Genomic DNA, 25,753 nt, shown 5'->3' on the forward strand with positions numbered 1-25,753 from the left:
TTTTTTATTGCAACAAATTATTCACACATCATGCGGGAACCGCTGGACGGTTGCGGTACCAGTGATTGACCCTAAGGGCCATCGCGATAATCGCCACACTGATCACAATGGTCACACCACCGAGATGATCTCCACTCAGGGCACCGGCAAAGCCGGATTCAGGCACCACGCCGGTATGTCGATACGTGGCCGCCGCCATACCGGTGTAATGCATTCCGCAAACGGCAACCCCCATGATCAGAGCACTTCCCAGCTTCTGCCAGATACCGTGCAAATGGAAAGCCATCCACAGTGCTGCAAAGGCGGCAACCACTGCGATTACCACAGAGATGATCAGAATATTCAGGTTGTACTCGATCGACGCCGGCATCAGCATCGCTTCCATTCCCATATAGTGCATACCGGCAACGCCAATCCCCATCAGGATAGAAGTAGGCAAAAGCTTGTCGATGGTAAAGCGCCCGCTACCTAATATTGCCAGGCCACCAGTGCAGGCAGCCACGGCAATCACTACCGAAAGCACCGTCTGCAATACGTCGTAGGACATGGGCATGTGGGACTTCAGAGCCATCATGCCCACAAAATGCATTGACCAGATGGCACCGCCTCCCATGGCAAGACCGGCGAACAATATGGCTCGCAAGCGATCAGCCTTGATAACAGCCTCTGAGATACCGGTAACCAGCTGCAATGCAGCAAAGGACCCGAGTACGGAAATGCAATAGGAAAGGATGACCAGTGGAATACTGTATTGATCGAACATAAGGGTCCCGTAGAAACTCCGCTTAACAAAAATCGCGTGACGGCACCCACAAATCTGGGCGACATGCTTCTCATACGTGGCTTTGTCAGTAGCAGATCAGTTTCAGCGAGACTCTTCGGGGTTGAGGGGAGGTCTATAGGCGCTCTGCAGGATCGCGGCACTCGCCGCGCACTTCACCACCGAGGTGGGATACCACGCGATCGATCACAAAATACCCATCCCGGCAGAACCCGGTTTCCTGCAGTTTGAGTTTCAGCGCATAGTCAAAGTCGCGCTCTTGGGTCCGGCTTCCCCTTGAGGATCGCGCCATTTCCTGTTGCCGCACCATGCCATTACGCATGTTGGGGCTCTCTGTATAGGGCCCGCGAATCATCGGCGCCGCCATTTCCAGGGAGTAGGTAAAACGCTTGGACCCGTTCGCAGAAATCTCGGTATGGAAAGATTCCTTCAGCCCAGGGTTGGGCGCCTTGGGCTCGCTGGCGCATCCAGCAAGCAGCAAGGTAGAAGCACACAAGGAATTGAAGAACAAACGGCTGAACATCGCTTTCCCCTATTTTTTAAACGCTATTTGAACACCACGGTTCGATTGCCATGGATAAAGACACGCTCTTCCAGCACAAGTTGCAGGGCTCGGCTCAACACCTGCTTTTCCACATCGCGACCGGCACTGGCCATGGACTCCGCAGAGTAGCCATGGTCCACGTGAATCACATCCTGCTCAATGATCGGACCCTCATCCAGATCGTCGGTCACAAAGTGTGCCGTAGCCCCGATGATCTTGACCCCGCGCTCGAATGCCTGCTGATAGGGTTTGGCACCGATAAAGGCTGGTAGGAAGGAGTGATGGATATTGATAATGCGCTTCCGATAATGGGCTACAAATTGTGGAGTCAGCACCCGCATATACTTGGCGAGAATCAGGTAATCCGGTTCGTAGCTGTCCACCAGCTGCATCACCTGCTCTTCGTGCTGCGCGCGCTCCAGATTGTCCGCCGGCACCCAGTGGAAAGGGATATCAAACTTCTCCACCAATGACTGCAGGTTATTGTGGTTACCGATCACCGCAGCGATCTCCACATCCAGCGCCCCGGAATAGCACTTCATCAGAATATCGCCCAGGCAGTGCGCTTCCTTGGTCACCATCAGCACCAGACGCTTGCGGCCACTGGCAACCAGCTTGCGCTCCGCCCCTTCGGGCAGCGCCAGGTCCAAGTCTTCCAGCAGGGTCGTATCATTGAAGTTGCCCTCGAGGGCGGTGCGCATAAAGAAGCGGCCCTGGGCGCGATCGACGAACTCGTCGTTCTTGGTAATGTTCAGCTGGTGCTTGTAGCAGATGTTGGTGATCTTCGCGATCAGCCCCTTGGCATCCGGGCAGTCCGTTAGCAGTATCTTCTTTTCCATGGCCCAAAATCAGACTAATTATTCAGAGAGCCGACTATACACTATGTGCATTCGTGCACCTGCCACGCAGGCTAATCTTTAACCAAATTCGGGGCAATATGGACAAGCAACTCTTCAGCGAACACCTGGCCACCCTGCGCAAACGCTACGACGATATTCTCGAACAGTGCGGCTTTGAGACCCTGAACGTCTTCAGCGGCGCGCCCTCTGTGCAGTTTCTGGACGACAACTACTACCCGTTCCGCGTGAACCCCCAGTTCAAAGCGCTGGTACCGGTTACCGACAACCCGCACAGCTGGGTGATCTACCGCCGCGGGCAGAAGCCGAAGCTGCTGTTTTACCGCCCGGTGGACTTCTGGCATTACGTGCCGCCTGCCCCCCAGACGTTCTGGAGCGATGAGTACGACATCGAGCTGCTCGCCAAACCGGATGAGGCGAAGATGTTTCTGAACGGAGAAGACGCGGCGTTTATTGGCGAGACCGCGAAACTGGAAGGCTGGGAAATTGGCGAGCGCAATCCGCAGCACCTGATCGACCGCCTGCACTGGGCGCGCGCTTACAAGACGCCTTACGAATTCGCCTGCCTGCGGGAAGCCAACCGAATCGCCGTGGGTGCCCACAAAGCTGCGGAAGAGGCATTCCGCGCGGGAGCCAGCGAATTCGAAATCAACCTGGCGTATTTGAAGGCCGCCGGCCAGGGCGAAAACCAGATGCCTTACGGCAACATTGTGGGCCTGAACGAGCACGGTGCCATCCTGCACTACACCCACTTATCCACAGAAAAGCTGCCGGAAAGCGAACGTCGCAGCTTTCTGATCGACGCCGGTGCCGACTGCAACGGCTACTGTGCCGACATTACCCGCAGCTACGCCTATCGCGAAGGCGAGTTCGCTGATCTCGTTACGGCGATGCACGAGAAAGAGCAGGAACTGGTTGCGGGCCTGACTCCGGGCGCCTCCTATATCGAGCTACACCGTGAATGCCACAACAAAATTGGTCAGCTGCTCCAGCAGTTTGGCGTGATCAAGACCTCCCCCGAAAGCGCAGTGGAATCCGGCCTCACCGGTACCTTTATGCCCCACGGCCTCGGCCATTTCCTCGGCCTGCAGGTACACGACGTGGGCGGCCACCAGACCGCGCCGGAAGGCGGCACTACCCCGCCGCCGTCGGAGTTTCCGTTCCTGCGTACCACTCGCACCATTGAGGAAAACCAGGTCTTCACCATTGAACCCGGCCTCTACTTTATCGAGAGCCTGCTGGCAGACCTGAAGGAATCCCAGCTGGCAGATGAAGTGAACTGGGACAAGGTGGAAAAACTGCGTCCGTTCGGCGGTGTGCGTATTGAGGACAATCTTATTGTGCACGCGGATCGCGTGGAGAATATGACGCGGGATTGTTATTAATTAAATACACTCCCATTCGCCTGCAGGGCAGACTCCTATACGGCACCGCGCCAAGTAGGAGCCTGCCCTGCAGGCGACCCCTGATATATCCACCACTTCGCACACAAGTACCAATTGCGCTCAAATAATAGCCAAACAAATCTCACTTAGATAAGATCAGCTCCAGGGAAATATTCAAATGGAGTTGAAGCATGTTTGCCAACAAAGGCCTCAAGCAAGATGTGATCATTGCCGGAAAATCCGCCGGCAAAAAAGTCAGCATCACCCCGCAAGCGGAACCCGTGTACAAGGAAATCCGCAATCTCGCCAAACAAGGCAACTACTGGGCCCAGATCACCGTCAACGCCCTCCACCAACTCGCCTCTGGCCGCCTCCATCAGGACAATATCTTTATCAAGCCCGGTCCTGTGCACCGTGGCGGTGAGGAAGAGTTTGTGATGATTCTGCCGGGCTGTAAGGTTACGGTGGAAAAGCAGTCCAAGGATGCATTCAAGATTGTTTATTTTGAGGCGGATGCGGGGTATGCGGAGTTACAACAAAAAGAAAACACACCCGGCATCTATGAAGCGCTCTACACCAGAGAGGAAGTATGGACTTCGGTAAAGAGCAAAGCAGGGAAAATATCTCCTCAAAAGGGACGACTTGTTGCCGTATGTAATTCAGGGTATCCAGACCCTAATAAAGCTGCTAGAGCAACAGCCCCGAAAGTCGCATCCAGCCATTACAGCACCGAAACCGGTGAATCAACCTTACGAAAAACCAATTTCGACCTGCACTTTACTCCAGGGAAAAAGAAAATCGGCGGGTTGATCAACTTAAAAGACGCACGAAACCCGAGCGCCAAATCAGACATTCATGCTTCAGCCCTTTTACTTTCCCGAGCAATGTACCAATCGAGGAAAGTGGATAACGTCAAATGGATAGCCGAATACGGCGGGTCCGCTGTACTCACACAAGCAATGAAAATTCTAGCTAGCCAGGGAGTCAAGCTGCCTAAGCACAGTATTTTCCTTTATGAACCAAAAACTTCTCAAGTTGAAGTACTGAATGCAGCGCGCGCTATTAATGTCACAATAGGTAGGAAGCTCAGCAGAATATCTCCTATCAATTTATCCGCCGTTTTTGGGCAGCCCGCCGCATCAGTCAATAGAATTTCCAATGAAAAAGACTACAAAATTCGCCGCGCTATAGGTGACAGTGTACAAATGGGAGCCTTGTTCACGGGAGGGCTCACATTCGCTGGCGCCGTTGCGGGTTATGCTGGTATTAACATTGGTGTTATTGCGGGAACGGTGGGCACTGCTGGTGCAGCTTCCATTCCAGCATTGGGAGTATTTTTAACCGCTGTAAGTAAGGCAGCTCCTTATATCAAAGAAGTAAATACATTTACTAAAACAGTTGATACTGCTGCGGCACATTGGGCGCCACGTCTGCACAATCAATTTAAGAGTAAATTCTGATGTTAGACTTTATTAAGTACAACCCTTTTGAATTAAGAGAACAAAATGGTCTGTGTATCCCAAAGGGGCCGAACTTCACACGTGCGCGTAAATATACATACGACTTACTCGGGAGCAAACTCAGTTTTAAAGCACCAAAGCAATTCTATTTATTTCGCCCAGGGTCAGAGCAGTACACACCGCGATGGTTTGAGTATGATTTAGAAAGCCTTAAACCCGGCAATGATCCAACACAAACGTGGTGGCATTCTCTATTATTCTCAAGAAAATATGCGTTTTACGGATCATGGTTTGTTGGTGAAAAAGCCGACGCAAGTTTTGCCATTTTAGCAATGGCTCCAGAGGTACCACCTGAAAATCTCAATTTTTTACACCCGAGAGCATTTGAATCAGCAATTTCAGGTTATTTGACTGCTGAGTATGGATACGATGAGTGGGGAAAGGGTGTCGCCAGATGGAGGGCCCCTTTGAAATGGAAGGCTATTGATGATTTGCCCGTTCCTGCCGCGCTGCTTCATGTCGAGAATACGATTGACATGCACAGAACGATTTACTTTTTATTTCCGATCACTAAAGATCGGATTATCAGCCTCAGCTTTTCCTATCATCTTCACGCTTCCGGAAGCTTCGAAGAAAAAGAGTCCATTGTCAGCTCTAAGCCAGTCTTAGACCTGATCAACAACATTATCAATAGCGTAGAACTGAAACCCTCTCCCGAGCTTGAGAAGGAGCTCGCTGAACTCCGCAAATCCTGCCCCGACCTAAATGTAAGTAAAAACTTCCCACCGTTAAAATGGCCAGCAACGGTGGACGAGACGGGTTTGAATATCGTTGAAATGAATGAGAAACAGCGGAAGGCGTTGGTGGGATAGCTTTCTAAAAACGCATTAGGTTGGGCGTACTTGATTTGGCTCTGTAGGAGCCTGCCCTGCAGGCGAACGGTCCGGAGATCCGGGGGTTCGCCTGCAAGGCAGGCTCCTACGTTTACGGGGTATCGGAATGCGATCGGGGCATCAGGCCACTTCGGCCCTGACGGTCCTCGCCGCTTCCACCATATTCAACAGTGCCGAACCCACTTCTGCCCAGTTGCGGGTTTTCAGGCCACAGTCGGGATTTATCCACAGTTTCTCTTGCGGAATCACTTTTAGCAGCTGGTACAGGCGATTTACCAATTCCTTTCGCTCGGGCACGTTGGGCGAGTGAATATCGTAAATGCCCGGACCGATTTCATTGGGGTACCCACCCCTCTCTCCGGCAAAAGCCTCCAGTAGACGCAGGTCTGAACGTGCGGACTCGATGGTGATAACGTCCGCATCCAGCGCCACGATGGCATCCATGATCGCATTGAAGTTGGAATAACACATGTGGGTGTGGATCTGGGTTTCCGCCTTTACTTCACTGCAGGTGTAGCGGAAGCAGCCCACCGCCCAGGCAAAGTAATCGTCGTGGCCGGACACACGCAGCGGCACCCCTTCGCGCAGTGCCGGTTCATCGATCTGGATGATACCGATGCCCGCCGCTTCCAGGTCCAGCACCTCTTCGCGCAATGCCTTGGCAATCTGCAGGCAGCTGACCGCGCGCGGAATGTCCTCGCGGGGGAAGGACCAGTTAAGGATGGTAACCGGGCCCGTGAGCATACCTTTTACCGGCTTCTTGCTCAGGCTCTGGGCGTATTCGCTCCACTGCACGGTCATTGGATTGGGCCGCGAGATATCCCCAGCGATAATCGGTGGCTTCACACAGCGGGAACCGTAACTCTGTACCCAGCCATTACCGGTGTGGATAAATCCATCCAGCTGCTCACCAAAGTACTCCACCATATCGTTGCGCTCGGCTTCGCCGTGTACCAGCACGTCGAGCCCAAGGATTTCCTGACGGCGGATGGCTTCGGCAATTTCCGCACGCAGGTGCCCGTTGTAGTCCTCGGCACTGATTTCCTGGTTGCGGAACTGCTTGCGTACCTGTCGCAGTACATCGGTCTGCGGGAAGGAGCCGATGGTTGTGGTGGGTAGTAGGGGCAGTTGCCAGCGCTCTCGCTGAACTTCCGCACGCTGTGGATACTTTTCTGCACGCCAGGTGCTATCCAGTTCCGCGCGCACGTCGGCTTCACTGGGGCTTTCGGTTTTGGAAATTGCCGGCAGCACATCGGCACCGGGTTTCAACGCCTGCTGCAGGGTGTTCAGCTCATCCAGCTTCTGGCGGCTGTAGGCCAGTTTCTGTTTATCCGCATCTGCCAGTTTGGTTTCGGTTTCCAGGTCCACCGGGCTGTGCAGGAGTGAGCAACTGGCAGATATCCACAGGCGCTCGCCAAGCTTGCTCGCAAGCGGTGACAGCTCCTGCTGCCAGCGGGTCAGATCCGTTCGCCAGACATTGCGGCCATTGATCACGCCGACGGACAGGACCTGCCCATCGCGCAGTGCGGCAGCTGCGGGAGCCACTTCTTCCGGCCCGCGCACCGCATCGATATGTACACCATCCACAGGCAGATCAAATGCCAGCTGAAGATTTTCCTGCAGCGGCGAGAAATAGCTCGCGAGCAGTAGTTTACTGCCACTGGCTTTGGACAACGCCTGATAGGTCGGTCCGAAAGCATCGCGCCACTGGGCGGGCAGGTCCAGGCCGAGGATGGGCTCGTCGATCTGAACCCACTGGGCGGCGGCGCTTGCCAGTTGCTCGAGTAACTCGACGTAACAGGGCAGCAGCTTTGGCAGCAATTCCAGGGCGTTATCCACACCGCGGCCGAGCCAGAGGTAGGTCAGCGGGCCGATCACGACCGGCTTTACATTGTGCCCCAGGCTCTGAGCTTCCTGCACTTCCGCCAGCAGCCACTCGCTGTCCAGGGAGAACTTCTGGTCGTCGGTAAATTCCGGTACCAGATAGTGGTAGTTGGTATCAAACCACTTGGTCATGGCATTGGCCGCCACAGGCTCGCCGGATGGCGCACGACCGCGGGCCAGACGGAAATACTGGTCGAGTTTGTTATCTGCCGCACCCTCGGCAAAACGCTCGGGGATCACGCCAAACATGAGCGAGTGATTCAGCACCTGGTCGTACCAGGCGAAATCGCCCACGGTCGTCAGCGCCAGGCCCGCGGCCTGCTGCGCCTGCCAGTTCTGACTGCGCACCTGGGAGCCCGCTGCCAGAAGTGCTTTCTGGTCGATGTCCCCTTTCCAGTAGGCTTCCTGCGCGCGTTTCAGCTCGCGATTCGCGCCAATACGCGGGTATCCGAGAATGTGTGTCTTTGCCATGTCCATTTCCCAATCAATGCCGCCCCGGAGGTTCCACCCGCGGGGCTGTGAATTCAGGCAAGCATTCTGCGGCGCACCCAATGTTTAATCAATTTCATAGTTTTCAACTAAAATATGAAAAAAACTAAAGTACAGAGGGAAGATATAGCCGGTGGTGCGAGAAGGCTTCCGGCCGGCAACACAAAAACTTGCTTCCCTCCCCCCAAATGAGATTCAATAATTTTCACGATCACTCAAAATAAAATGAATTTCCCTAAAGACTGTATGACATCACGATGATAGAACTCCGCCACCTCAGGGCCCTGACCATCCTGCGGGAGACTGGCAGCATGGTGCGCGCCGCCGAGCGCCTGCACCTCACCCAGTCCGCCCTGTCCCACCTGTTCCGGGAGATGGAGGAGCGCCATGAACAGAGCCTGTTTGTGCGCAAATCCCGCCCACTGCGCTTTACCAGTGCCGGATTGCGCCTGCTGCAACTGGCCGACGATGTGCTGCCGCGGGTGGCCGTCGCACAGCGGGATCTCGCGCGGCTGGCCTCCGGCAATGCGGGGCGGCTGAATATCGCCATCGAGTGCCACAGCTGCTACCAGTGGCTGATGCCCACACTCGATGCCTACCGGGACGACTGGCCGGAAGTGGAGCTGGATCTTTCCAGCGGATTCAACTTTGCTCCACTGCCGGCGCTGGTACGGGGAGACCTGGACCTGGTAGTAACCAGCAATCCGGATGAATCCCTCAAGGGGATTCACTACGAGCCCCTGTTCAGTTTCGAAATGTGCCTGGCCATCAGCAGGAAACACCCGCTGGCGGACCGGAAATGGGTAGAGCCGCAGGACCTGGCAGATGAAGTGCAGATCACCTATCCGGTGGAAAGGGAAAGGCTGGATATCTTCCAGCACTTCCTTGATCCCGCAGATGTGGAACCCGCTTCCGTGCGCACGGCAGAACTGACGGTAATGATGGTCCAACTGGTGGTGAGCGGACGCGGTGTGTGTGCGCTTCCTAACTGGGCGCTTTACGAATATTTACAGAAAGGGTTGGTCAACCAGCTTAGACTGGGCAAAAGTGGACTTTGGAGTACACTCTACGCGGCGGTTCGCGAAGAGATGCTGGAACAGGCATTTTTGCAGGACTTTTTCACCACAGCGCGGGATACCTGCTTCGCCAACCTCAACGGGGTGCGCGCCGCCGCCGAATAATCCAAATTCAAGACCGGAAACAATAAATCGACATCAAAAGAAGGAACCACTCGATGACATCCACACCCGATAGCTGGAGCAAGGCCATCAAATCCCTGCACTGGCTAATTGCATTCTTTATCCTGTTCGCCTGGGGCTCGGTAGAGCTGCATGAGTTTTACGAGCGCAGCGATCCCATGCGCGGATGGTGGATGGTGGTGCACTACTCCCTCGGCTTCTCGATTTTGTTTCTCGGCCTTTTCCGTCTCTACTGGCGCGCCACCCACGGCCGCCCCACACTGTACGGCGGCAGCTTCCAGAAGCCCGTATCCCTGCTGGTGCAGAGCCTGATGTACATCATTATCCTGGGTATGCCGATCACCGGCCTGTTGATGCGTCAGTTCGCAGGGCGTGACATCACCCTGTTCTGGATAATCGACGTGCCCTCCGTTGTGGCCAAAAACACCGATATCGCCAAACAGTTTGCGTTCCTGCACAAGGAATTCCTGTGGAATGCGCTGCTGGTACTGCTGGTACTACATATCGGTGGCGCGCTGTGGCATCACTTTATTACCAAGGACAATACCCTGCGGCAGATGCTGCCTTTTGGAAGGAAGTAAGTATTTCCTTACGGGGCTCATCCCCAAAAAAAACCGCGCAAGTGCGCGGTTTTTTTATTTGCCCCCAAGTTACATGGATGAGATAGGAGCAGGCCTCTCCGCCACGCGCTCAATGTAGGTATTGAGAATACTACCGTTACTCAAAACATGTTCCTCTGGAGCCATCGTGGAGTCATCCAAGAAGGGGTCTGCGAAGACACGGTGGTAGTGCCGCAGCGCAATACCCTCACCGTCCTGGTGCAGTACCCACTCCCGCTCGTGATATAACGCACACTCATCCCCAGGCGCCGGATCCCAGGTGGCAGGTTCACAGAATCCTGAAGTAGATGCAAAGTAACGACGGATGAGCAGGTTTCCTGCTTCGTTGATAGTCCAGAAGCCAGGCATCAAAGTAACTTCATCCGAGGTAATTTCCCCATCCCCATTCCGATCCCAGGTCGACACGGTCAGAGCCGTTCCATCCGCATTGACTTCAAACCAGAACGGCTCGTGTGGGGCGTTGAAATCCATCGGGTACGTGTAAATGCCTACCGCTCGATCTGCCGTCCAGGCTGGCGCCTCCTTAAGGTAGGCTCTTCCTGCGGTAGAAAGCTTTTCAACCCCATTACTGAGAGCAACGAATACTAGTGGAGACTTCAGGTTATCGCTTTCCAACAGTACCAGTTCCGCTTCATAGCCGAGGATATTGTCGATCAATAAATGCCCGCGGCCATTCAGCGCCCACGACGTACTCACCTGGCTCGAAGCGGGCACACCGGCACCGGAGATAGAATCTACAACCACCGTAACACTGCCACCAGTCTCAATGTTCCCGGCAAAGGTTAACTGGACGGATTGCACCAACAAAGACTGCCCTTCAAAATCCGGGGTAGGCTCGGTCACCTCGCCTTCCACAAGCGGTAGCGGAATGCTCAGCGCAAGTCCCATCTGTAAAGCCTGATCGACAGGCACTGCTCCTGCACTGCGAACTCCCATGGCTGCGTCAGTCAACTGCTCCGCCTCGGTAGGTGGATACTCACCATTTGGGTAACGGGTAAAGCGATCAGCGGTAATTAAAAACCAGTCGACTTCCTCTCCGTAATCAAGCCACTTGATTAGCTTCGGCTGTACGACGGTTTCTTGCTGGATCTGCACTCCCAGGCTCTCGTCGTATACCAGGCTTGAATCGACCACGAATTCTGCACCAGCAATCTCGAGCCCATTGGTGGTAGCCTCCCAGCTAATTTCGCTTGTGCCCTCATTACCTCCCCAGGTGCCGCTACCCTGAGCATTTAAATTCAGGTTGTTCCCCAGAGAAATACGCGTAGGCCCACTAAACGGGATCGGGTTGATTACGATTCCGTCAAAGTAATAGGTATCCTGCATTGCGGCAGGAATTGCGAGCGACGGGAAAGCCCGCTGAGCGTCTTCAGCAACTTCGTCAACTGCAGCCTGGTAAATCGACGCGTTGCTCGTTTGAATCTCGTTAATTAACCTTGAAGCCGCCTCGCGATCTGCAGCCAGTGCATAAGTGTCCGCAAAGCTATCCGGCATTACTACTTCCCCGGTACCTGCGTGATCCAGCACTAACCGAATCAAAGTCCCCAGATGAAAAATATCACTACCATTCAGCAGTTTCTTGCGTGCAGTGAGCTGTTCAGTGGTTTCGACACTGCCGGGCTCTCCCCGCTCCACCTGAGCTGCCAATGCAGTGGTTAGCGTTGATATATTGACAGCGGGGAGTTCATCGCGGACGACAACACCATCTTCGCCTGCCGCACTCACTAGTGCCGAAAAGTCCCCCATCAAAGAAACCAGCTTGAGACCAGTCGCCGGATTACGTACCTCGGCACGTACCATCTCCGAGGCCAGACTATCATCCACTGAGATTGTAGTAGAGTACTGACCAGCGCTGCCCACCACAGTAGTGAACAGCTGTTCACCCACGTTGAATGACACTTCAGAATTTTCTGCAAGGCTCTCGGTAACCACACCCGCAATACTCACGCCGACCATGCGAGCAGTAATGGACACGACCACTTCCTCCGAGGTCGTGGCACCCTCTGCGTCAGTTACGGTAACCACCAGGGTTGCCTGAGTGCTCTCGACTACTGCCGGGGCCTGGATTGAAACCGTGGCGGTATCAACATCACCAAGTGTCAGAGACGCACCGGCTTTTTGCTCCCACATATAGGAAACGGAAGAACCTTCAGGATCCGTTGCGGAAGCAGTTATTGTTGCGGACTCACCTTCCATCAGAGTGATGGGGTCGGCACTAACCGAGGGTGGCTGATTAGTGGGCTCCGAAGGTGTCCCCCCTTCATTACCGCCACCGCTACTGCCACCACCACAGGCAACCAGTACCAAACTGAGGGCACCGATAACTGCCCCGTTAAAATGCTTGTTTTTTATACTCATCAACTATTTCCCAATTACGTTGAGCGAGCGTCACTGCGGCACAGCAAGCGGACATGTAGAAGGACCACCAAAAGCAAATAGACGCCAGAGATAGACGAAGTTGAGACCAGAAACCTCAAAATATTCATTATTCAAAAACAAACACCCACAAAAAAGGGCACCCTGTGGGTGCCCTTTCTGTTTGCAGCTACAACTATTTACTCAGTCACGCGGCTGCTTCGGCTTGCGCTTTTTAGCGGCGAAAGACGGCTTGCCACCCTTGCGGCCTTCACCGCTTCCACCCTGGTCGGTGAACTTGGCGATGTTCATCGGGCGGCCGTTTACGCGCACCTTTTTCAGGTGGTTGAAGATTTCCTTGGGCATGCCTTCCGGCAGGTCCACGGTGGTGTAATCCGGGTAGATTTCGATGCGGCCGATGTAGGAGCTGTCGAGATCCACTTCGTTGGCAATGGCACCCACTACGCTGCCCGGGCGTACACCGTGGTCGCGGCCTACTTCGATGCGGAAACGCTCTTTGCCTTCATCGGGCGGACCAACGTGCTTCTGCTTATCAAAGCCTTTCTTGCCGCGCTTGCGGTCGTCGCCGTCGCGGCGGTCACTGCGCTCGTTCCGATCATTAAAGTCGCGCTGCTTCGGCTCGCGCTCGTCCAGCAGCAGCGGGCTGTCGCCCTGGGCCATGGCGGCCAGTGCAGCAGCTACATCCAGCGGGTCCATTTCGTTTTCGGCCAGGTACTGCTCCACCAGATCGCGGAACGGCGCCAGGTCTTCACGGCCCTGCAGGGTGTCGGTAATACGCTGACGGAACTTCTCCATACGCGAGGCGTTTACCGCCTTGGCAGTCGGCAGTTCGAGGCGTTCGATGGGCTTCTTGGTCGCCTTCTCGATCACACGCAGCATGCGGCGCTCGCGCGGTGCCACGAACAGGATCGCATCGCCTTCGCGACCGGCACGGCCGGTACGGCCGATACGGTGGATATAGGCTTCGGTATCGTAAGGAATATCGTAGTTGATCACGTGACTGATACGTTTCACGTCCAGACCACGGGCCGCCACATCGGTGGCTACCACGATATCCAGCTTGCCTTTCTTCAGCTTGTCGATCACCTGCTCGCGCAGGTTCTGCGCCATGTCGCCGTTCAGGGCAGAGCTGGCAAATCCGCGAGCTGCCAGCTTGTCGGCAATCTCAACGGTAGCGTTCTTGGTGCGCACAAAAATGATGGTGCCATCAACAGGCTCCGCTTCGAGGATGCGGGTCAGCGCATCCATCTTGTGCAGGCCGCCCACCGGCCAGTAGCGCTGGCGGATGGTATCGGCGGTCTCGGTCTTGACCTTGATCTTCACGTCTACCGGGTTGTTCAGGTGATCGCGCGCAATCTTGGCAATCTCCCGCGGCATGGTGGCGGAGAACAGCGCGATCTGGCGCTCAGCGGGAACCTGCTCGAGCACCCACTCCACGTCGTCGATGAAGCCCATACGCAGCATTTCGTCGGCTTCATCCAGCACCAGGGTCTTGAGACCGGACAGGTCCAAGGTGCCCTTGCGCATATGGTCCATCACTCGGCCCGGGGTACCCACAACCAGCTGCACACCGCGCTTCAGTTGCTGGATCTGGCCGCGGTAGTCGGCGCCACCGTAAATAGGGGCAACGTGAAAACCTTTGAGATTGGCGGCGTAAGACTGGCAGGCCTCGGCCACCTGGATGGCGAGTTCACGGGTCGGTGCCAGTACCAGTGCCTGGGGGCGCTTGCTCTTCAGGTCGAGCCCGGCCAGCAGCGGCAGTGCGAAGGCGGCAGTTTTGCCGGTACCGGTCTGGGCCTGGCCCAGCACGTCGCGGCCTTCCAGCAGTGACGGAATGGTCTGTGCCTGGATCGGGGATGGGGTTTCATAACCCAGTTTGGTAACGGCTTCGAGAATTTGTGTCGGCAGGCCCAGCTGGTCAAAACCAGCAGGTGCAGAATTGTCGGTCATATTGAGTTCACTTGAATGTACATAGGAGCCGAGTCGGCGCTAATCCCACTGGGATAACCATAGCGCACGACTGAAGATTGCTGGGCAAGGCGAAGAAGCCCATTAATAGCACCGGCTATTTCAAGCTCATTCAACTCAGAGACAGGGGCCTGTGGCGAGGAGGTCTGTTACCCATTTTGACAATTGTCCCGCTTGAGGCCTTACTCGGGCTCAAAGCCAGATACGGGCCGGGACAAGAGGCTGCGCAGTCTACCAGTTTGGTGGAATACTGCCAGTTTAATTTTTGATCGATAGTCATACCCCGAATATCGATGCCCTGCGCTACACAAGCACAGGGACACCGTCAGGCGGCGAGGTATTCTGCCTCTTCCTCTGTTTTGGGTAGCGGACGCTCGAGACTGGAAGCCAAAACCGGTGCCATGCGCAGCCAGGCCTGCTCCACCGCAAAGTCCACATTTTTGGCAAAGCTGCCATCCAGCTGGGTGCGCTCGTAGAGGTAAGTGCGGAAGCTGCGGAAGAACTGCGGGTCCACCGGGTCTGCGGCACTCCAGAATGCGCTTAGCGCTCCCTGATGAGTGAGTCCCGGCTGGTTATACAGGGCGCGGCCGAGGGTAATGGTCGGTACTTTATGCAGCAGGGCAGAAATACCCACGGTACTGTTGATAGTGATCAGCCCCTTGGCGTGCTTCAACAGGGTGGGCAAATGCAGATCGTGACAGTAGACCACCCGCCCACCGACTTGGTGCTCCCGCGCCAGCCGCTTGATCAAACGACCGTAATGGCAGAAACCTCGATCCATCGGGTGATGCTTGATGACCAGCAGCTCGTGTTCCGCGGCGCCTTCCGCGAAAGAGCGGATAACCTCGGCGATGGAATCATCAATACTGTCGTAATCCGAGTGCTCACGGATCTGGAAGTCATCCTGGGTCTGCAGTGCATAGAGATAAAACTCTCCACTGTGGCGTTTCACCAGTGAAGACAGATAACTGCGTTGGCTGAACTTGTACCGATACTTTCGCACCAGGCTCCTCAACCAGCAGCCCCCCTCCTGCAGCCAGGTGCGCGGGCGGTGATGACGGTATGCGGAAAATTCGCTGCGGAAAAAACGCGCGGCCAGATAATAAGTTATCGCAAACCAGGCACGCTGGCGGAAAGTAGACCCGACCTGTACGTCATTTGAACGATTGTGCGGGTGGTAGCCGCGGATAGCACTCGGCGACCAGTCGACACCGGAAAACCCGTTCACGCCCCCCTGCTCCAGAGTGACGAAGTCCGGTCTCAGATAGCCCTCTTCAAAGGCCCAGAAGGAAACGCTCTGCTCGTCGCACACGGCACGGGCTTCGCGATGGTAGTAACGGCAGTCTCCGTACACCACAACGGCACGAATGTTGTGCTGACGCAGATAACCGGCGAAGTACTCCGGCCATCCCGCAGGCCCACCAGTGTAATCCACCTGATGATCGGCCCAGCCTTGCAGACGGTCTCCGCCATTGAAATTGATTTTATGTGTTTGTAAGCCGCGCTCGGAGAAATACCGGGCGCAACGCGCAAAGAAAGGACCATGCGGCCCCTGCAAGAATACGACCCCTGACATTTATCCCCACTCAGCCCACGGCAAGTGATTGCCGCCCCCCGGGCACTACGAACCTTTGGGCGAAAACACCCCAAGCAAAAACCGGTCAAAAAATAACCGCAAGAAAACGCCAAAAAATGTGACGCAACCACCAAATATGGCACAAGACTATACATTCATGGCGTCGTATTGTCTTGTGCAAATAAGCCCCCCAGGCGAGACACTGGAAGAATTTCCCGCCAAAACTCCGCAGCTCCCCAGGCCAGCTTCAGCCGATCAAGCAATCAATATCCGCCCGGTCAGCGTGGCGCCCTCAACGAACACCCGCACCCGGCCTTTATAGAGCACTGCAATTCACGCGCCAGTTTTTTGAATTCAGCGTCAGGCAGGAAGTCGCGCTTGAGAATAAAGCCGCGCACGCGGAAATAACGCCAGTCTTCCGCTTTGGTAATCAATAGAATTTCTTGAAGAATCGGGGGTTTACGTAATCCCTGATCGTGACGGAGTGATAATTGAGATTATTTTCGAAAAAAGCGGTTGCGCACTTTGCGGTAAATAGATTGCCGCCATCTGACATGCTTGGCCGCCGCCCTTTGCGCCTGCAGTATCTGTACCGCCGTCTCTACATCCACAAGGTCCCCGCTGCGGGGATCCACATAAGACGGATACAGAATCAGTGTTGCCGCCACCAGCTCGTCCAGGGTCAGCTTGCGGCCACGGGCTCTGAGGCAACGGCGCACCACTGCCAGCTCACCCAGGCCCCGCCCCTGCTCCCCGTTGAGCAGCAGGTCTTCAGTAAGCCCCCAGCCGGCATAAAACGGCAGCCCGTAGGTCACCACCTTTACGCCCCGCAACAGCGCTTCAAACCCGCTGAGGGAACTCAATGTGTGCACTTCATCCACTTGCGCCAGCAACGCGGGCATTGGCAGTTCGCTGACCTGCAGATCAAACAGGTCGTCATCGCCGTCCGGCAACGCTCCCATTCGCCCACCGGCCAGGACGTCCGGGTGCGGCTTGTAGATGATATAGGCATCCGGATTGGCGCGGCGCACCTGTTGCAATAGCTGGCGATTGGACTTTATCCAGGGAGATCCATTGGCGATGGATGCATCGCTTTCCACCTGCCCCGGCACCAAGATTGCCACGCGATTAGCCGGCAACGTCAGGGCTGCATCTGCGGATAAACCCGCACCCACGTTGTACTTGCTCAGCTGCCGCGTCACCAGCAGTTGCCGGAGGTTGGCTCCGCGAGTACGCAATTCCGGGGTGAATATGGTTTCCCGCAGCAGCATTTCCAGACCCGATGGCCGGGAAGCATCGTAATAAATGCCCTGTTTATCCAGCACCAGCGACAACGGGCGCACCAGGTCAGACCCCAGCCCCACCGAGCGCAGAAAGCCGTCTTCCAGCCGCCAAAGAGTTAAACCGCGCTTGCTGCAGATAGAGGCAATATCTTCCGGCAAACTGCTCGCCCATATCGCCACCTGGGGCGCGTGGCCGCAGCGGGAAAATATCGCAGGCTCTTTGCTCGCGAACTGCAATTGTGCCGGCTGTGCAAGAAAGTCCGGCACAAAGCCGCGCTTCCAGGGAGAAAACCCCAGGGCCAACCAGCTGCCACGCAAACGCTCCGCCTGCCGCTTTTGTTCTGCGATTAACCGGATGGTGTCTTCCAGCGTGCAGCGCTCACCGGTATATGGATTGATATAGCGGCAATACCGCAGATAGGCCGCGGCAAAAACCTGCTCAAGGGAACGCGCTCCTGCCCGGCGCGGGCAGCTAAGCTCGTCTTCCGTCAGCCCCCAGCCGGCATAAAATGGCAACCCGAAACAGCGCACAGGCAAACCCGCGAGGAGCGCATCAAACCCAAACTGGCTGGTGACCACATACACCCTCTCTACCGCGTCCAACAGGGCCCAGGGGTTGACATCTTCCGACCATAGCTGGCACCCGCGCTGCTCCGCCGCCTGCAGCAAATAGCCGCGCTTTTTGCCGGCGATCACATCCGGGTGCACCTTGACCACAACCTGGGCATCCGGGTTTTCCGCAATGGCGGCATCCAGCATGGCAATAAAACTCGCGGCATCCGCCCCGCCGTAGGTGACCGCCGCATCGCCAAAGGTCTGATCCACCACCAACACGCGCGGCCGCGTGTCTGGCCAGGTCACCCGGTGATCCCGGGCACAGTTGTACTTGGACAGGCGGTGCTGGCGCAGCTGTTCCATACAGTAGCGCGCGCGGCTTAGCTCCTCTTGCCCGAACTCGCTATCCAGAATCAGCGATTCCAGATCACTGGGCTGCGTAGCGTCGTAATAAATCCCGGAATTATCCGCCACCAGGCTGTGCAGCGGCGCACCATTTACCCCCAAGCCAAAGGAGCGCAGAAAACCATCTTCCAGGCTGACAAACGGCAAACCGAACTGTGCCGCAAACCTGCGCGCACGCACCGCAGTGGGCTTGCGCCCCCAGCCCGCAATGTGGGTCACCGCCTTGGGCGGTCGCAAGATGAAAAAACGACTGCGCGTCTCCAACAAGGCATCAAGCCCGCGAATACGGCGCAGCCCACGGGAGCAATACCCGATTACAGACATGCGCGCGCCCCACACAACAACTGGTTACGTAGAGGCGCATCACTGGCCAGCCGCAGAATCCCCTCGACCCAGGCGGCCTGATCCATCGGCAGCAGCAGGCCGTTCTCACCATCGCGCACTACCTCACCGTACACCGGCCCGCGGGCAAAAATACCCACAGCACCAGCCAGGGTGATATCCAGAAATTTGGTATGGGAACGCGCGCGGTTAAAGGGTGAATCCAACAGTGGAGCCAGGCCGATGGTACGCCCCGGGCGCTGCAACAACGCCTGGTAACTACCCCACTTCATCGGGTGTATCACATGTGCCCGGGGCAGGCCTTTGAACAGTCGATTTACGCTGTTGTTGCCAATGACCTCAAACACCAGCCGCTTATCTGCCGCCAGCGCCTTTTCAATCACCGGGCGTAGCCAATTGAGGTCTGCACCGTGGGAGGCGGAGCCGTGGTAGAAAACGGTAATTGGCGCAGAGTCAGAGTTCTCCACATCTTCCCGCCCCAGCAACGGCAGCAGTCCCGCCGGCACCTGCGGCGCCAGTAACTGCGGCTGCCACTCGGCATAGCGCTGCTGAAGATACGGGGTAGACACCAGCAGCTTCGCGCCCATGGCACGCAGCCAGGCCTGATGACGCCAACTGAGGCGCAGTAGCTTCCATTGGTAACGCAGGGGCATACGCGCAAAGGCGGGCCAGCTGAACAGGTCGTCGTCCATAAAGAAATTCAGCTGCTGGATGACGCCTTGATGCCGCTCGATCAGCTGCCGCCACTTGCGAGGCACATAACGTACAAATGTGACGATGGCACCGTCTAGCAGATCAGCGGAGGGTAACTGGGCGAAGGAACAGCGGACAATATCAGCACCCGCTCCACTCAAGAACGGCCGCACGAAGTAGTCGGAAGACGGGTTTGCCCCCTCTTCAACCACAATATGCTTTATATTTTCGCGCTGTTTCACCTAACTCTGCCCAAAATATTTTTGCACCAGGCCACCACCGCCGTGTTGTTCAGAAAAGCGGAGCTCAGCGCCGTAGCCCCGGCAAGGCGAAACAGGCTGCCCGTCAAAGAACCATTGATCAGCCGGCCGGACACCAAGCGCAGCCAGCTGGCTTTTTCCAGGCCAATCGATGCCAGAATCAGCACGACCAGAGTGACCAGTCCGGGGGTGACCGCTTTTTGCAGTACCGATTCTGCCGGCACCAGACCGGTCAAAAAGCAGACAGCCGCACCAGAGGCAAAAACGAGAGATGGTCTAAACCGGGTGAATACAAGAAGCGCGATTACCGCTATAAAAATAACAGCTACCGCTGACTGGCTGAGTGTCATATAAGTGCCACAGATATACAGCTAGCTACTTTATTAATTTTCCTTTTGTGCGCGCGTCCCATCACGCCAAGGAAAAGTCTTCGTGGATCAGAGTAAGGTTAGGATTATACGCTGGATCTGTGTCCAACTGGTTGCCCCAGCGTCTACGCATGTAATCGGCTTCACGCTGCGCCCGGCGGCGCTTTGCGGTGGTATCGTCAGCGCCGCGGGAAACCGACTCGTGATGGTAAAGCTCTGCATATGGCGTCCACAGGTTACGATAGCCTGCCTCGCGGACTTTCAGACAGAGATCCACATCGTTATAGGCAATCGCCAGATCGGCCTCGTTGAGCCCACCGACCTGTTCAAACACTGATTTGCGCAACACCAGACAGGCACCGGTGACCGCAGACAGATTCTGCACCACCTGCAGGCGCCCCATATAGCCCGCAGCGTCGCGCAAGGCATATTTATGACTGTGGCCAGCGGTACCGCCAATCCCGAGGATTACCCCACCGTGCTGGAGGGTATCGTTACCGTAATACAGCTTGGCACCCACACAGCCGATCTCTTCCCGGCAGGCATGGCCCACCATTTCACACAACCAGCCCGGAGTAATAACCTCGATATCGTTGTTGATCAGCCCCAGCACGGAGCCCCGCGCCAGACTCGCACCAAAATTGTTGATCGCCGAATAGTTGAATGGGTGGTTCCACTGGTGAACCCGCACGCGCGAATCGCGCTGAACTTCCCGAAAATACGCAAGCGTTTTCGAGCATCGGCTCTGGTTATCGAGAATCAGGATTTCGTAATTGGGATACTCGGTTTTCTGAAGAATTGAATCCACGCACTGGCGGAGAATATCCACACCATCCCGTGTCGGCACCAGCAGGCTGACCATCGGCACCGGTTTCGGTATCGCCCAGCGAAGACGAGCCGAGGGTGTGCCCTGCCCCTCAGTCGATTGCCAACTCTCCAGCTCAGCCGGAATACCTGCTTCCGCCAGATAGTGCTTCAGTACGTTTTTCTCCGCTGACTCCAGGAGCTGCCGGTCCGCAACCGGCATCACCTTCTGGTGATATAGAACCCGAGGGATATGTTTAACATCATCCGCATTCAGCAACTCACGGCACTGCAGCAAGGCGTCGTAGATGGTGATTCCCCTGGCGGCCGGGAAGCCGCGGCCAAGGCTCTGCAATAATTCATTGTGGAAAAAACAGCACTGGCCTACATAGTTACAGGCAAGTAGCAAGTCAGGATTCCAAGCGGGCCGGAACAGCGGTGCCTCGCGACTGCCAGCACGGTTTAATGTGTCGCCGTCCGTATACAGCAGTTGCACATCAGGACTTTCTGAAATTGCCTTCGCCGCGAAATACAGTGCATGGGTATGCAGGCGGCCGACCGAAGGTAACTCGGACACAAAGTGCGCGTACACCGGCTCCCCGGATGCGCACGAGAATTGTCCAGAAATCTCCCTCCCCTCTTCCTGCAATACAATGCGCTCATCACCCAGTGCCGTCTCGTGTAAACGAGCGAGAGCAGGACCGGGAGCTGCAAGTAAGTCCCCACTGACCTCCAACAACAGACGCCAGCGGGGGTACGACTGCGACAATAAGGAGCGCATTGCCAGCCACGCAGAATCCAGCGCGTGTAAAGTCACCCGCATGCGAAGCGTGAATAGTGCCGGCGGTGGCAGACAGGCGGCGAGAGCCACAACCTCGTCAGTCCCTGGTAGCTGTTCAGTCTCTACCTGAGCCAACCACTCCGCGTACCCAGCCTGCGGGCAGCGCTTGTGAAAGGTTTCCGAATAATGCAGCAATGCTACCGAGCGCCAACTGCGACCACTTGCCTGCGCTTCCTTGCTCAAGGCTTTGCGCACCGATTGGCGGGACTCGCCCCGGTAATTACGATGCATATTGGCCAGGCGCTGACACAACCGATCGCGGGCAAAGTGAGGGGCCAGCCAGGCGAGACAACAGTGCGCAACCTCATATTCGCCTTCTCCAGCCACTCCGGAAAATTTAAGTTCCACGGCGCGTACCGGGCCGGGAAAATAACAGATTCTCTTCGCCACCTTGCCCCGACGGAGCGGCAGGGTAATCGATACCGCTGGGTCAAAACCGCTACCGCAGTCCACATGTAACAAAACATGTCGAGCCCCACAGGTTTCCCCCAGCTGAAACTCGAACATATACCAGCCCCTACCCGGCAAGCGGCCAAGCCATTGAAAGGTTTCGTTAACACCGGGCGAGAGAGAACGTACGCCTGTCTGTGGCCGTAGAAAAGTAGGTACTAAACGGACCAGAGAGCGAAAAAAACGAAAGTGAGCGCTCAAGAAAATACCTCAATGAGCCTCGGGGCCGGACTCAAGCAATGTCCGGCTGAGTTCCGACACCCGCTGATAAAGCTCCTGATCGTAGCGTATAAGTGGAGCCACTGCTGTGATCAGTTCAGGATTTGTAACATCAAACCCGTAATCAAACTTGTTTACATTCACCCGAGGAGGTTTTTCCCAATTTTTTACGATACCAGCCTTGGCACCCAGGTAGCGGATTGCGGGTTCGAAATTTTCGGTAATGCCAACAAAATCAAACCGTTTCAGGTTATTTAATGCCTGCAGGAAAGCTTCATCGTTAAAAGGCTTACTCGCTGGAATACTGTGAAAATATCGACACTGGCAATTATCAAATAGCGGTCTTTCTGCCGGACGCAATTCCGATACGAAGCGGCTCATCGCTTCCGGGCTGGAGAAATCAACTTTCTGCAGGCGCGCAGAAATCTCTCGCACGATATCAGGGTGCCCCTGCAAAAAATCAGCGCGCTCAGGCTCAGACAGATGGCGAACCCAGTTAAGGTGCGACACCAGCTGTCGTACGGGCTCACGCAACATGGTCGCTGTGTAGAATTTGTCTCTTTCGAAATCCCGTTCAAAGCGCTCCAGGCCAATGTGCCCAGAAATAAACTGATGATGCGCGAGCGATTGGAGGTCCGAGACCGATTCGATATGCATCGCTGCCCGCTCGTGCCCAAAGTGCTCGATAAAAAACTCATTTACGGAGCTGCCCGCAGTTTTGGCAATATGCATGAAAAACAGGGGCTTGTTCACAAAAGCCGGCCGGCTAGGGGCAAGATCACCAAGTGCTGAAAATACAGAAACCCTGGCCGGCGACTTCAGCCTGCGCCCTAGATTTAGTGAAAAACCACACTCCCCGGTGGGGTGCCCCCCCCGCTCCAGCAAGTCATTCCGGTATTCAGATGCCAATAAATAGTGCTGCTCTCCATCGGCATCGACCATCACTAGCGCCGGCTTGCCGCCGTCCGCAACTTTGGCCCAGCCACGGATCACCGGTCCCCACTGGTTATCCACTGCCCCATCGAACAGGGACTTCTCCTCCTCGGGACGGCATGATCCGCCATTAGCGCGATTTAAAAATTTCATGCAACAGCAGCCTCGGTTACTGCAAGCTCATCTTGCCCTGCCAAGGAAAAATCTTCCCGGGCACGGGTAAGGTTGGGGTGATAGAACGGATCGCGCTGCAACAGCGCGCCCCAACGTTCTGCCAAGCGGGCCTTTTCTTCATCAAAACGGGCGATCTTTTCCGGGGTATCTTCCTGCCCGCGGGACTTGCTCTCATGATGGTAAAGCTCGGCAAACGGTGTAAAGACGTTCAAGTAGCCAGCTGCCTGCACACGCAGACAGAAATCCACATCGTTATAGGCCACGGTATAGGCCTCATCCAGGCCGCCCACCTGTTCATAGACAGACTTGCGTACAAACAGGCAAGCACCGGTCACCGCGCTCAGGTTCTGGCGCACCTTTAAACGATTGAAATACCCCTGACTACCCCGCGGTGACCCGCGGTGGGAGTGGGCCGCGTAGCCGCCCAGTCCAAGAATGACTCCAGCATGCTGCACGGTATCATCCGGGTAATAAAGTAGAGCTCCCACACAGCCATTCTCAGGCTGCTGCGACAGTGACGCCAGCTCCTCAATCCAGCCCGGAGTGATCACTTCCACATCGTTATTGATTAGGCCGATGATTTCACCGCGGGCCTCTGTCACGCCGAAATTGTTGATGGCGGAATAATTAAAAGGATGGTCGTACGCCAATACCCGCACCCGAGAATCAAAATTCTGCACTTCTGAAAACCAAGCGAGCGTTGCTGAATCCCGGCTTTGGTTATCAAGGATCAAAATTTCAAAGTTACTGTAGGTTGAACGCGAAAGTATCGACTCCACACAAGGACGGAGGACAGACAGCATATCCCTGGTAGGTATCAACAGGCTCACCAATGGTTGACTGGCCATTTGGTAATCAACTCGATATAGATTGTCATCCTCTGTTTCAAGGGCACGCGCAGCGATACCTTGTGTGTCAAGGTAATCCTGAAGCGCCTTTCGCCCGGCCTTCGACGTATAACTTTTCTGATCTGAACTCAGTGCTGTAGAACCCTCGTGCGCTCGCCAGTGATAAAGCACCTTTGGTATATGCAAAATCTTTTCTGCTGACGATAACGCCGAACAACGTAAAATTAAATCGTAATCCTGAGCACCCTCAACACCAGCACCCTCACGGAAACCACCCGCAATATCCAGTAATGTGCGGCGATAGATTGCAAGGTGCGTCACATAATTGTGGGAAAGCAACAACGCCGGATTCCAATCAGGCTTGTAATGAGGAGAAAAGCGATTGCCGTCACCATCGATAAAATCCTCGTCCGAGTAGAAAATCTCCGCGTTTGGAGCAGATTGAATTGCTGTTGCAACCTCCAAAAGCGCATGCTCGAACAAGCAATCATCATGATCCAGAAGCGCAACATAATCGCCTTGTGCCACAGAAAGCGCTGAGTTACTTGCAGCACAAATATGTCCATTGCAAAATCGCCGAACCAAATTAATACGAGGGTCGCAGTCGGCATACTCAAGCAAGGTCTTAGTGACAAGAGGATCCGTAGACGCATCATCTGCGATACAGAGTTGCCAGTTACTGTAGGATTGCGCAAGAACAGAGTCCAAGCATGCTTTCAACATGGACAGCGGGGGATTATAAACCGGCAAAACCACAGAAATCTTAGGTTTTACAGGCATCCGACGGAGACGCTCTACAATAGTGTTAACGGAATAGCTAGCGCGTTGACGCGCTAGCTGTGTTTGATAACTGGAATGCGCTGCCGGAAAGAAAAGCTGATCGTAAGCCTGGAAGAGGCTTCGCCAACCGACAGCGCGAGCATCGCCAATTGATTCGTATTTTTGGGCGTTAACAAGCTTGCGCACCATAACCCGCACAGCAAAGCCCCGCGTAATTTTAAGCAGCTTGAAATGATCAAACCTCACCTCAGCAGGGAAATCACATGGATCAAGCCGTAGCGTGCGAGCCCGAGCAGGGAAGTAGCAGACTCGCTTGGACAACTGGCCGGGCTCCACCGTAAGTGAAAAAGATTCTACTTCCTTGTAGCCGTGCCCGTAATCAGCATAGAGGCGACAAGGAAGCGCTGGCACATTTGCTGAAAGCTCTAGCTCGAGCATATACCAGCCACGAGGATAAAGCCCCGAAGAAGGAAAAACATTTAAAGAAGGATCACCGCCGGAACACCGCCAAAATGTACCGGCAAGAACAGTATCCTCAAGTGCGGTAATCTGCAAGGGGTGGCGTCGATTCAACCAACGACGCAGCTCACCCAATAACAAGCGGAAATTAAGCATGCAAAGAAAAAGGTTTACCTATAGGGGGCAATGAGAAACTTCGTCCTTACCCAAACAAAAAAAGCGTTTCCCTCAAGCGAAAGCTATACAAGCAAGTCCAATACCGCCTGCGCCTGCCACAAATCCAGATCCGATCCCGTATAGATTTGGC

18 protein-coding genes are annotated in these 25,753 nt (G+C 55.3%); 5 read left to right on the forward strand and 13 right to left on the reverse strand.

All coding sequences use genetic code 11. The features are described 5' to 3' along the window. Nucleotides 1-28 precede the first annotated feature (28 nt). From HUW35_RS01665 to purU, 3 genes are all read right to left on the reverse strand, one after another. Nucleotides 29-763 carry an MHYT domain-containing protein gene (locus HUW35_RS01665; RefSeq protein WP_181253980.1) on the reverse strand — a complete coding sequence of 245 codons (735 nt, stop codon included), beginning with the start codon at nucleotides 761-763 and terminating at the stop codon, nucleotides 29-31. Between the two features lie 133 nt (nucleotides 764-896). After that, nucleotides 897-1,304, reverse strand: coding sequence for a hypothetical protein (locus tag HUW35_RS01670; RefSeq protein WP_181253981.1), 408 nt, complete (start codon nucleotides 1,302-1,304; stop codon nucleotides 897-899). 23 nt (nucleotides 1,305-1,327) lie between these two features. After that, the gene (gene purU, locus HUW35_RS01675; protein WP_181253982.1) at nucleotides 1,328-2,164 is read right to left on the reverse strand and encodes a formyltetrahydrofolate deformylase; all 837 of its coding nucleotides are present in this window, start codon (nucleotides 2,162-2,164) and stop codon (nucleotides 1,328-1,330) included. Between the two features lie 98 nt (nucleotides 2,165-2,262). Here purU and pepQ point away from each other — a divergent pair, with 98 nt between their 5' ends. The 3 genes from pepQ to HUW35_RS01690 all read left to right on the forward strand — a co-directional run bounded on the left by pepQ (nucleotide 2,263) and on the right by HUW35_RS01690 (nucleotide 5,899). Then, entirely contained in the window at nucleotides 2,263-3,567 is a 1,305-nt protein-coding gene (gene pepQ / locus HUW35_RS01680; RefSeq protein ID WP_181253983.1) for a Xaa-Pro dipeptidase, read from the forward strand. 191 nt (nucleotides 3,568-3,758) lie between these two features. Beyond that, on the forward strand, nucleotides 3,759-5,027 hold the full coding sequence (locus HUW35_RS01685) for a hypothetical protein (protein WP_181253984.1): 1,269 nt from the start codon (nucleotides 3,759-3,761) through the stop codon (nucleotides 5,025-5,027). Then, nucleotides 5,027-5,899 (forward strand): hypothetical protein, encoded by an 873-nt coding sequence (locus tag HUW35_RS01690; protein WP_181253985.1) that lies wholly within the window; start codon nucleotides 5,027-5,029, stop codon nucleotides 5,897-5,899. Before HUW35_RS01685 ends, HUW35_RS01690 begins: the two co-directional genes overlap by 1 nt. A 141-nt stretch (nucleotides 5,900-6,040) precedes the next feature. Here the strand turns inward: HUW35_RS01690 and metE are convergent, their stop codons facing one another. Further along, nucleotides 6,041-8,275 (reverse strand): 5-methyltetrahydropteroyltriglutamate--homocysteine S-methyltransferase, encoded by a 2,235-nt coding sequence (metE, locus tag HUW35_RS01695; RefSeq protein ID WP_181253986.1) that lies wholly within the window; start codon nucleotides 8,273-8,275, stop codon nucleotides 6,041-6,043. Between the two features lie 275 nt (nucleotides 8,276-8,550). On the opposite strand from metE, the gene HUW35_RS01700 reads away from it, so the two are divergent. Together HUW35_RS01700 and HUW35_RS01705 are read left to right on the forward strand one after the other, a co-directional pair. Next, nucleotides 8,551-9,474, forward strand: coding sequence for a LysR family transcriptional regulator (locus HUW35_RS01700; RefSeq protein WP_181253987.1), 924 nt, complete (start codon nucleotides 8,551-8,553; stop codon nucleotides 9,472-9,474). 53 nt (nucleotides 9,475-9,527) lie between these two features. After that, nucleotides 9,528-10,073, forward strand: a complete 546-nt coding sequence (locus tag HUW35_RS01705; protein WP_181253988.1) for a cytochrome b — start codon at nucleotides 9,528-9,530, stop codon at nucleotides 10,071-10,073. A 69-nt stretch (nucleotides 10,074-10,142) separates the two neighbouring features. On the opposite strand, the gene HUW35_RS01710 is transcribed toward HUW35_RS01705, so the two are convergent. From HUW35_RS01710 to HUW35_RS01750, 9 genes are all read right to left on the reverse strand, one after another. Beyond that, nucleotides 10,143-12,470 carry an Ig-like domain-containing protein gene (locus HUW35_RS01710; RefSeq protein ID WP_181253989.1) on the reverse strand — a complete coding sequence of 776 codons (2,328 nt, stop codon included), beginning with the start codon at nucleotides 12,468-12,470 and terminating at the stop codon, nucleotides 10,143-10,145. A gap of 201 nt (nucleotides 12,471-12,671) precedes the next feature. After that, nucleotides 12,672-14,438, reverse strand: coding sequence for a DEAD/DEAH box helicase (locus HUW35_RS01715; RefSeq protein WP_181253990.1), 1,767 nt, complete (start codon nucleotides 14,436-14,438; stop codon nucleotides 12,672-12,674). 343 nt (nucleotides 14,439-14,781) lie between these two features. Further along, complete coding sequence (locus HUW35_RS01720) at nucleotides 14,782-15,891, reverse strand: capsule biosynthesis protein (protein WP_181253991.1); 1,110 nt, start codon at nucleotides 15,889-15,891, stop codon at nucleotides 14,782-14,784. Nucleotides 15,892-16,529: 638 nt separating this feature from the next. Then, nucleotides 16,530-18,599 (reverse strand): capsular polysaccharide biosynthesis protein, encoded by a 2,070-nt coding sequence (locus HUW35_RS01725; protein ID WP_181253992.1) that lies wholly within the window; start codon nucleotides 18,597-18,599, stop codon nucleotides 16,530-16,532. Further along, nucleotides 18,590-19,552 (reverse strand): glycosyltransferase family 1 protein, encoded by a 963-nt coding sequence (locus HUW35_RS01730; RefSeq protein WP_181253993.1) that lies wholly within the window; start codon nucleotides 19,550-19,552, stop codon nucleotides 18,590-18,592. The genes HUW35_RS01725 and HUW35_RS01730 overlap by 10 nt, the downstream gene beginning before the upstream one ends. Then, a complete protein-coding gene (locus HUW35_RS01735) occupies nucleotides 19,549-19,920 on the reverse strand; it encodes a hypothetical protein (RefSeq protein WP_181253994.1) in 372 nt (123 codons plus the stop codon). The genes HUW35_RS01730 and HUW35_RS01735 overlap by 4 nt, the downstream gene beginning before the upstream one ends. A gap of 61 nt (nucleotides 19,921-19,981) precedes the next feature. Then, nucleotides 19,982-22,090 carry a glycosyltransferase gene (locus HUW35_RS01740; RefSeq protein ID WP_181253995.1) on the reverse strand — a complete coding sequence of 703 codons (2,109 nt, stop codon included), beginning with the start codon at nucleotides 22,088-22,090 and terminating at the stop codon, nucleotides 19,982-19,984. A gap of 153 nt (nucleotides 22,091-22,243) precedes the next feature. After that, nucleotides 22,244-23,338 carry a sulfotransferase family 2 domain-containing protein gene (locus HUW35_RS01745; protein ID WP_181253996.1) on the reverse strand — a complete coding sequence of 365 codons (1,095 nt, stop codon included), beginning with the start codon at nucleotides 23,336-23,338 and terminating at the stop codon, nucleotides 22,244-22,246. Beyond that, the gene (locus HUW35_RS01750) at nucleotides 23,335-25,602 is read right to left on the reverse strand and encodes a glycosyltransferase (RefSeq protein WP_181253997.1); all 2,268 of its coding nucleotides are present in this window, start codon (nucleotides 25,600-25,602) and stop codon (nucleotides 23,335-23,337) included. Before HUW35_RS01750 ends, HUW35_RS01745 begins: the two co-directional genes overlap by 4 nt. Nucleotides 25,603-25,753 lie beyond the last annotated feature (151 nt).

Origin of the sequence: Microbulbifer sp. YPW1 (assembly GCF_013367775.1) — a bacterium.
In the GTDB taxonomy this organism is placed as follows: Bacteria; Pseudomonadota; Gammaproteobacteria; order Pseudomonadales; family Cellvibrionaceae; genus Microbulbifer.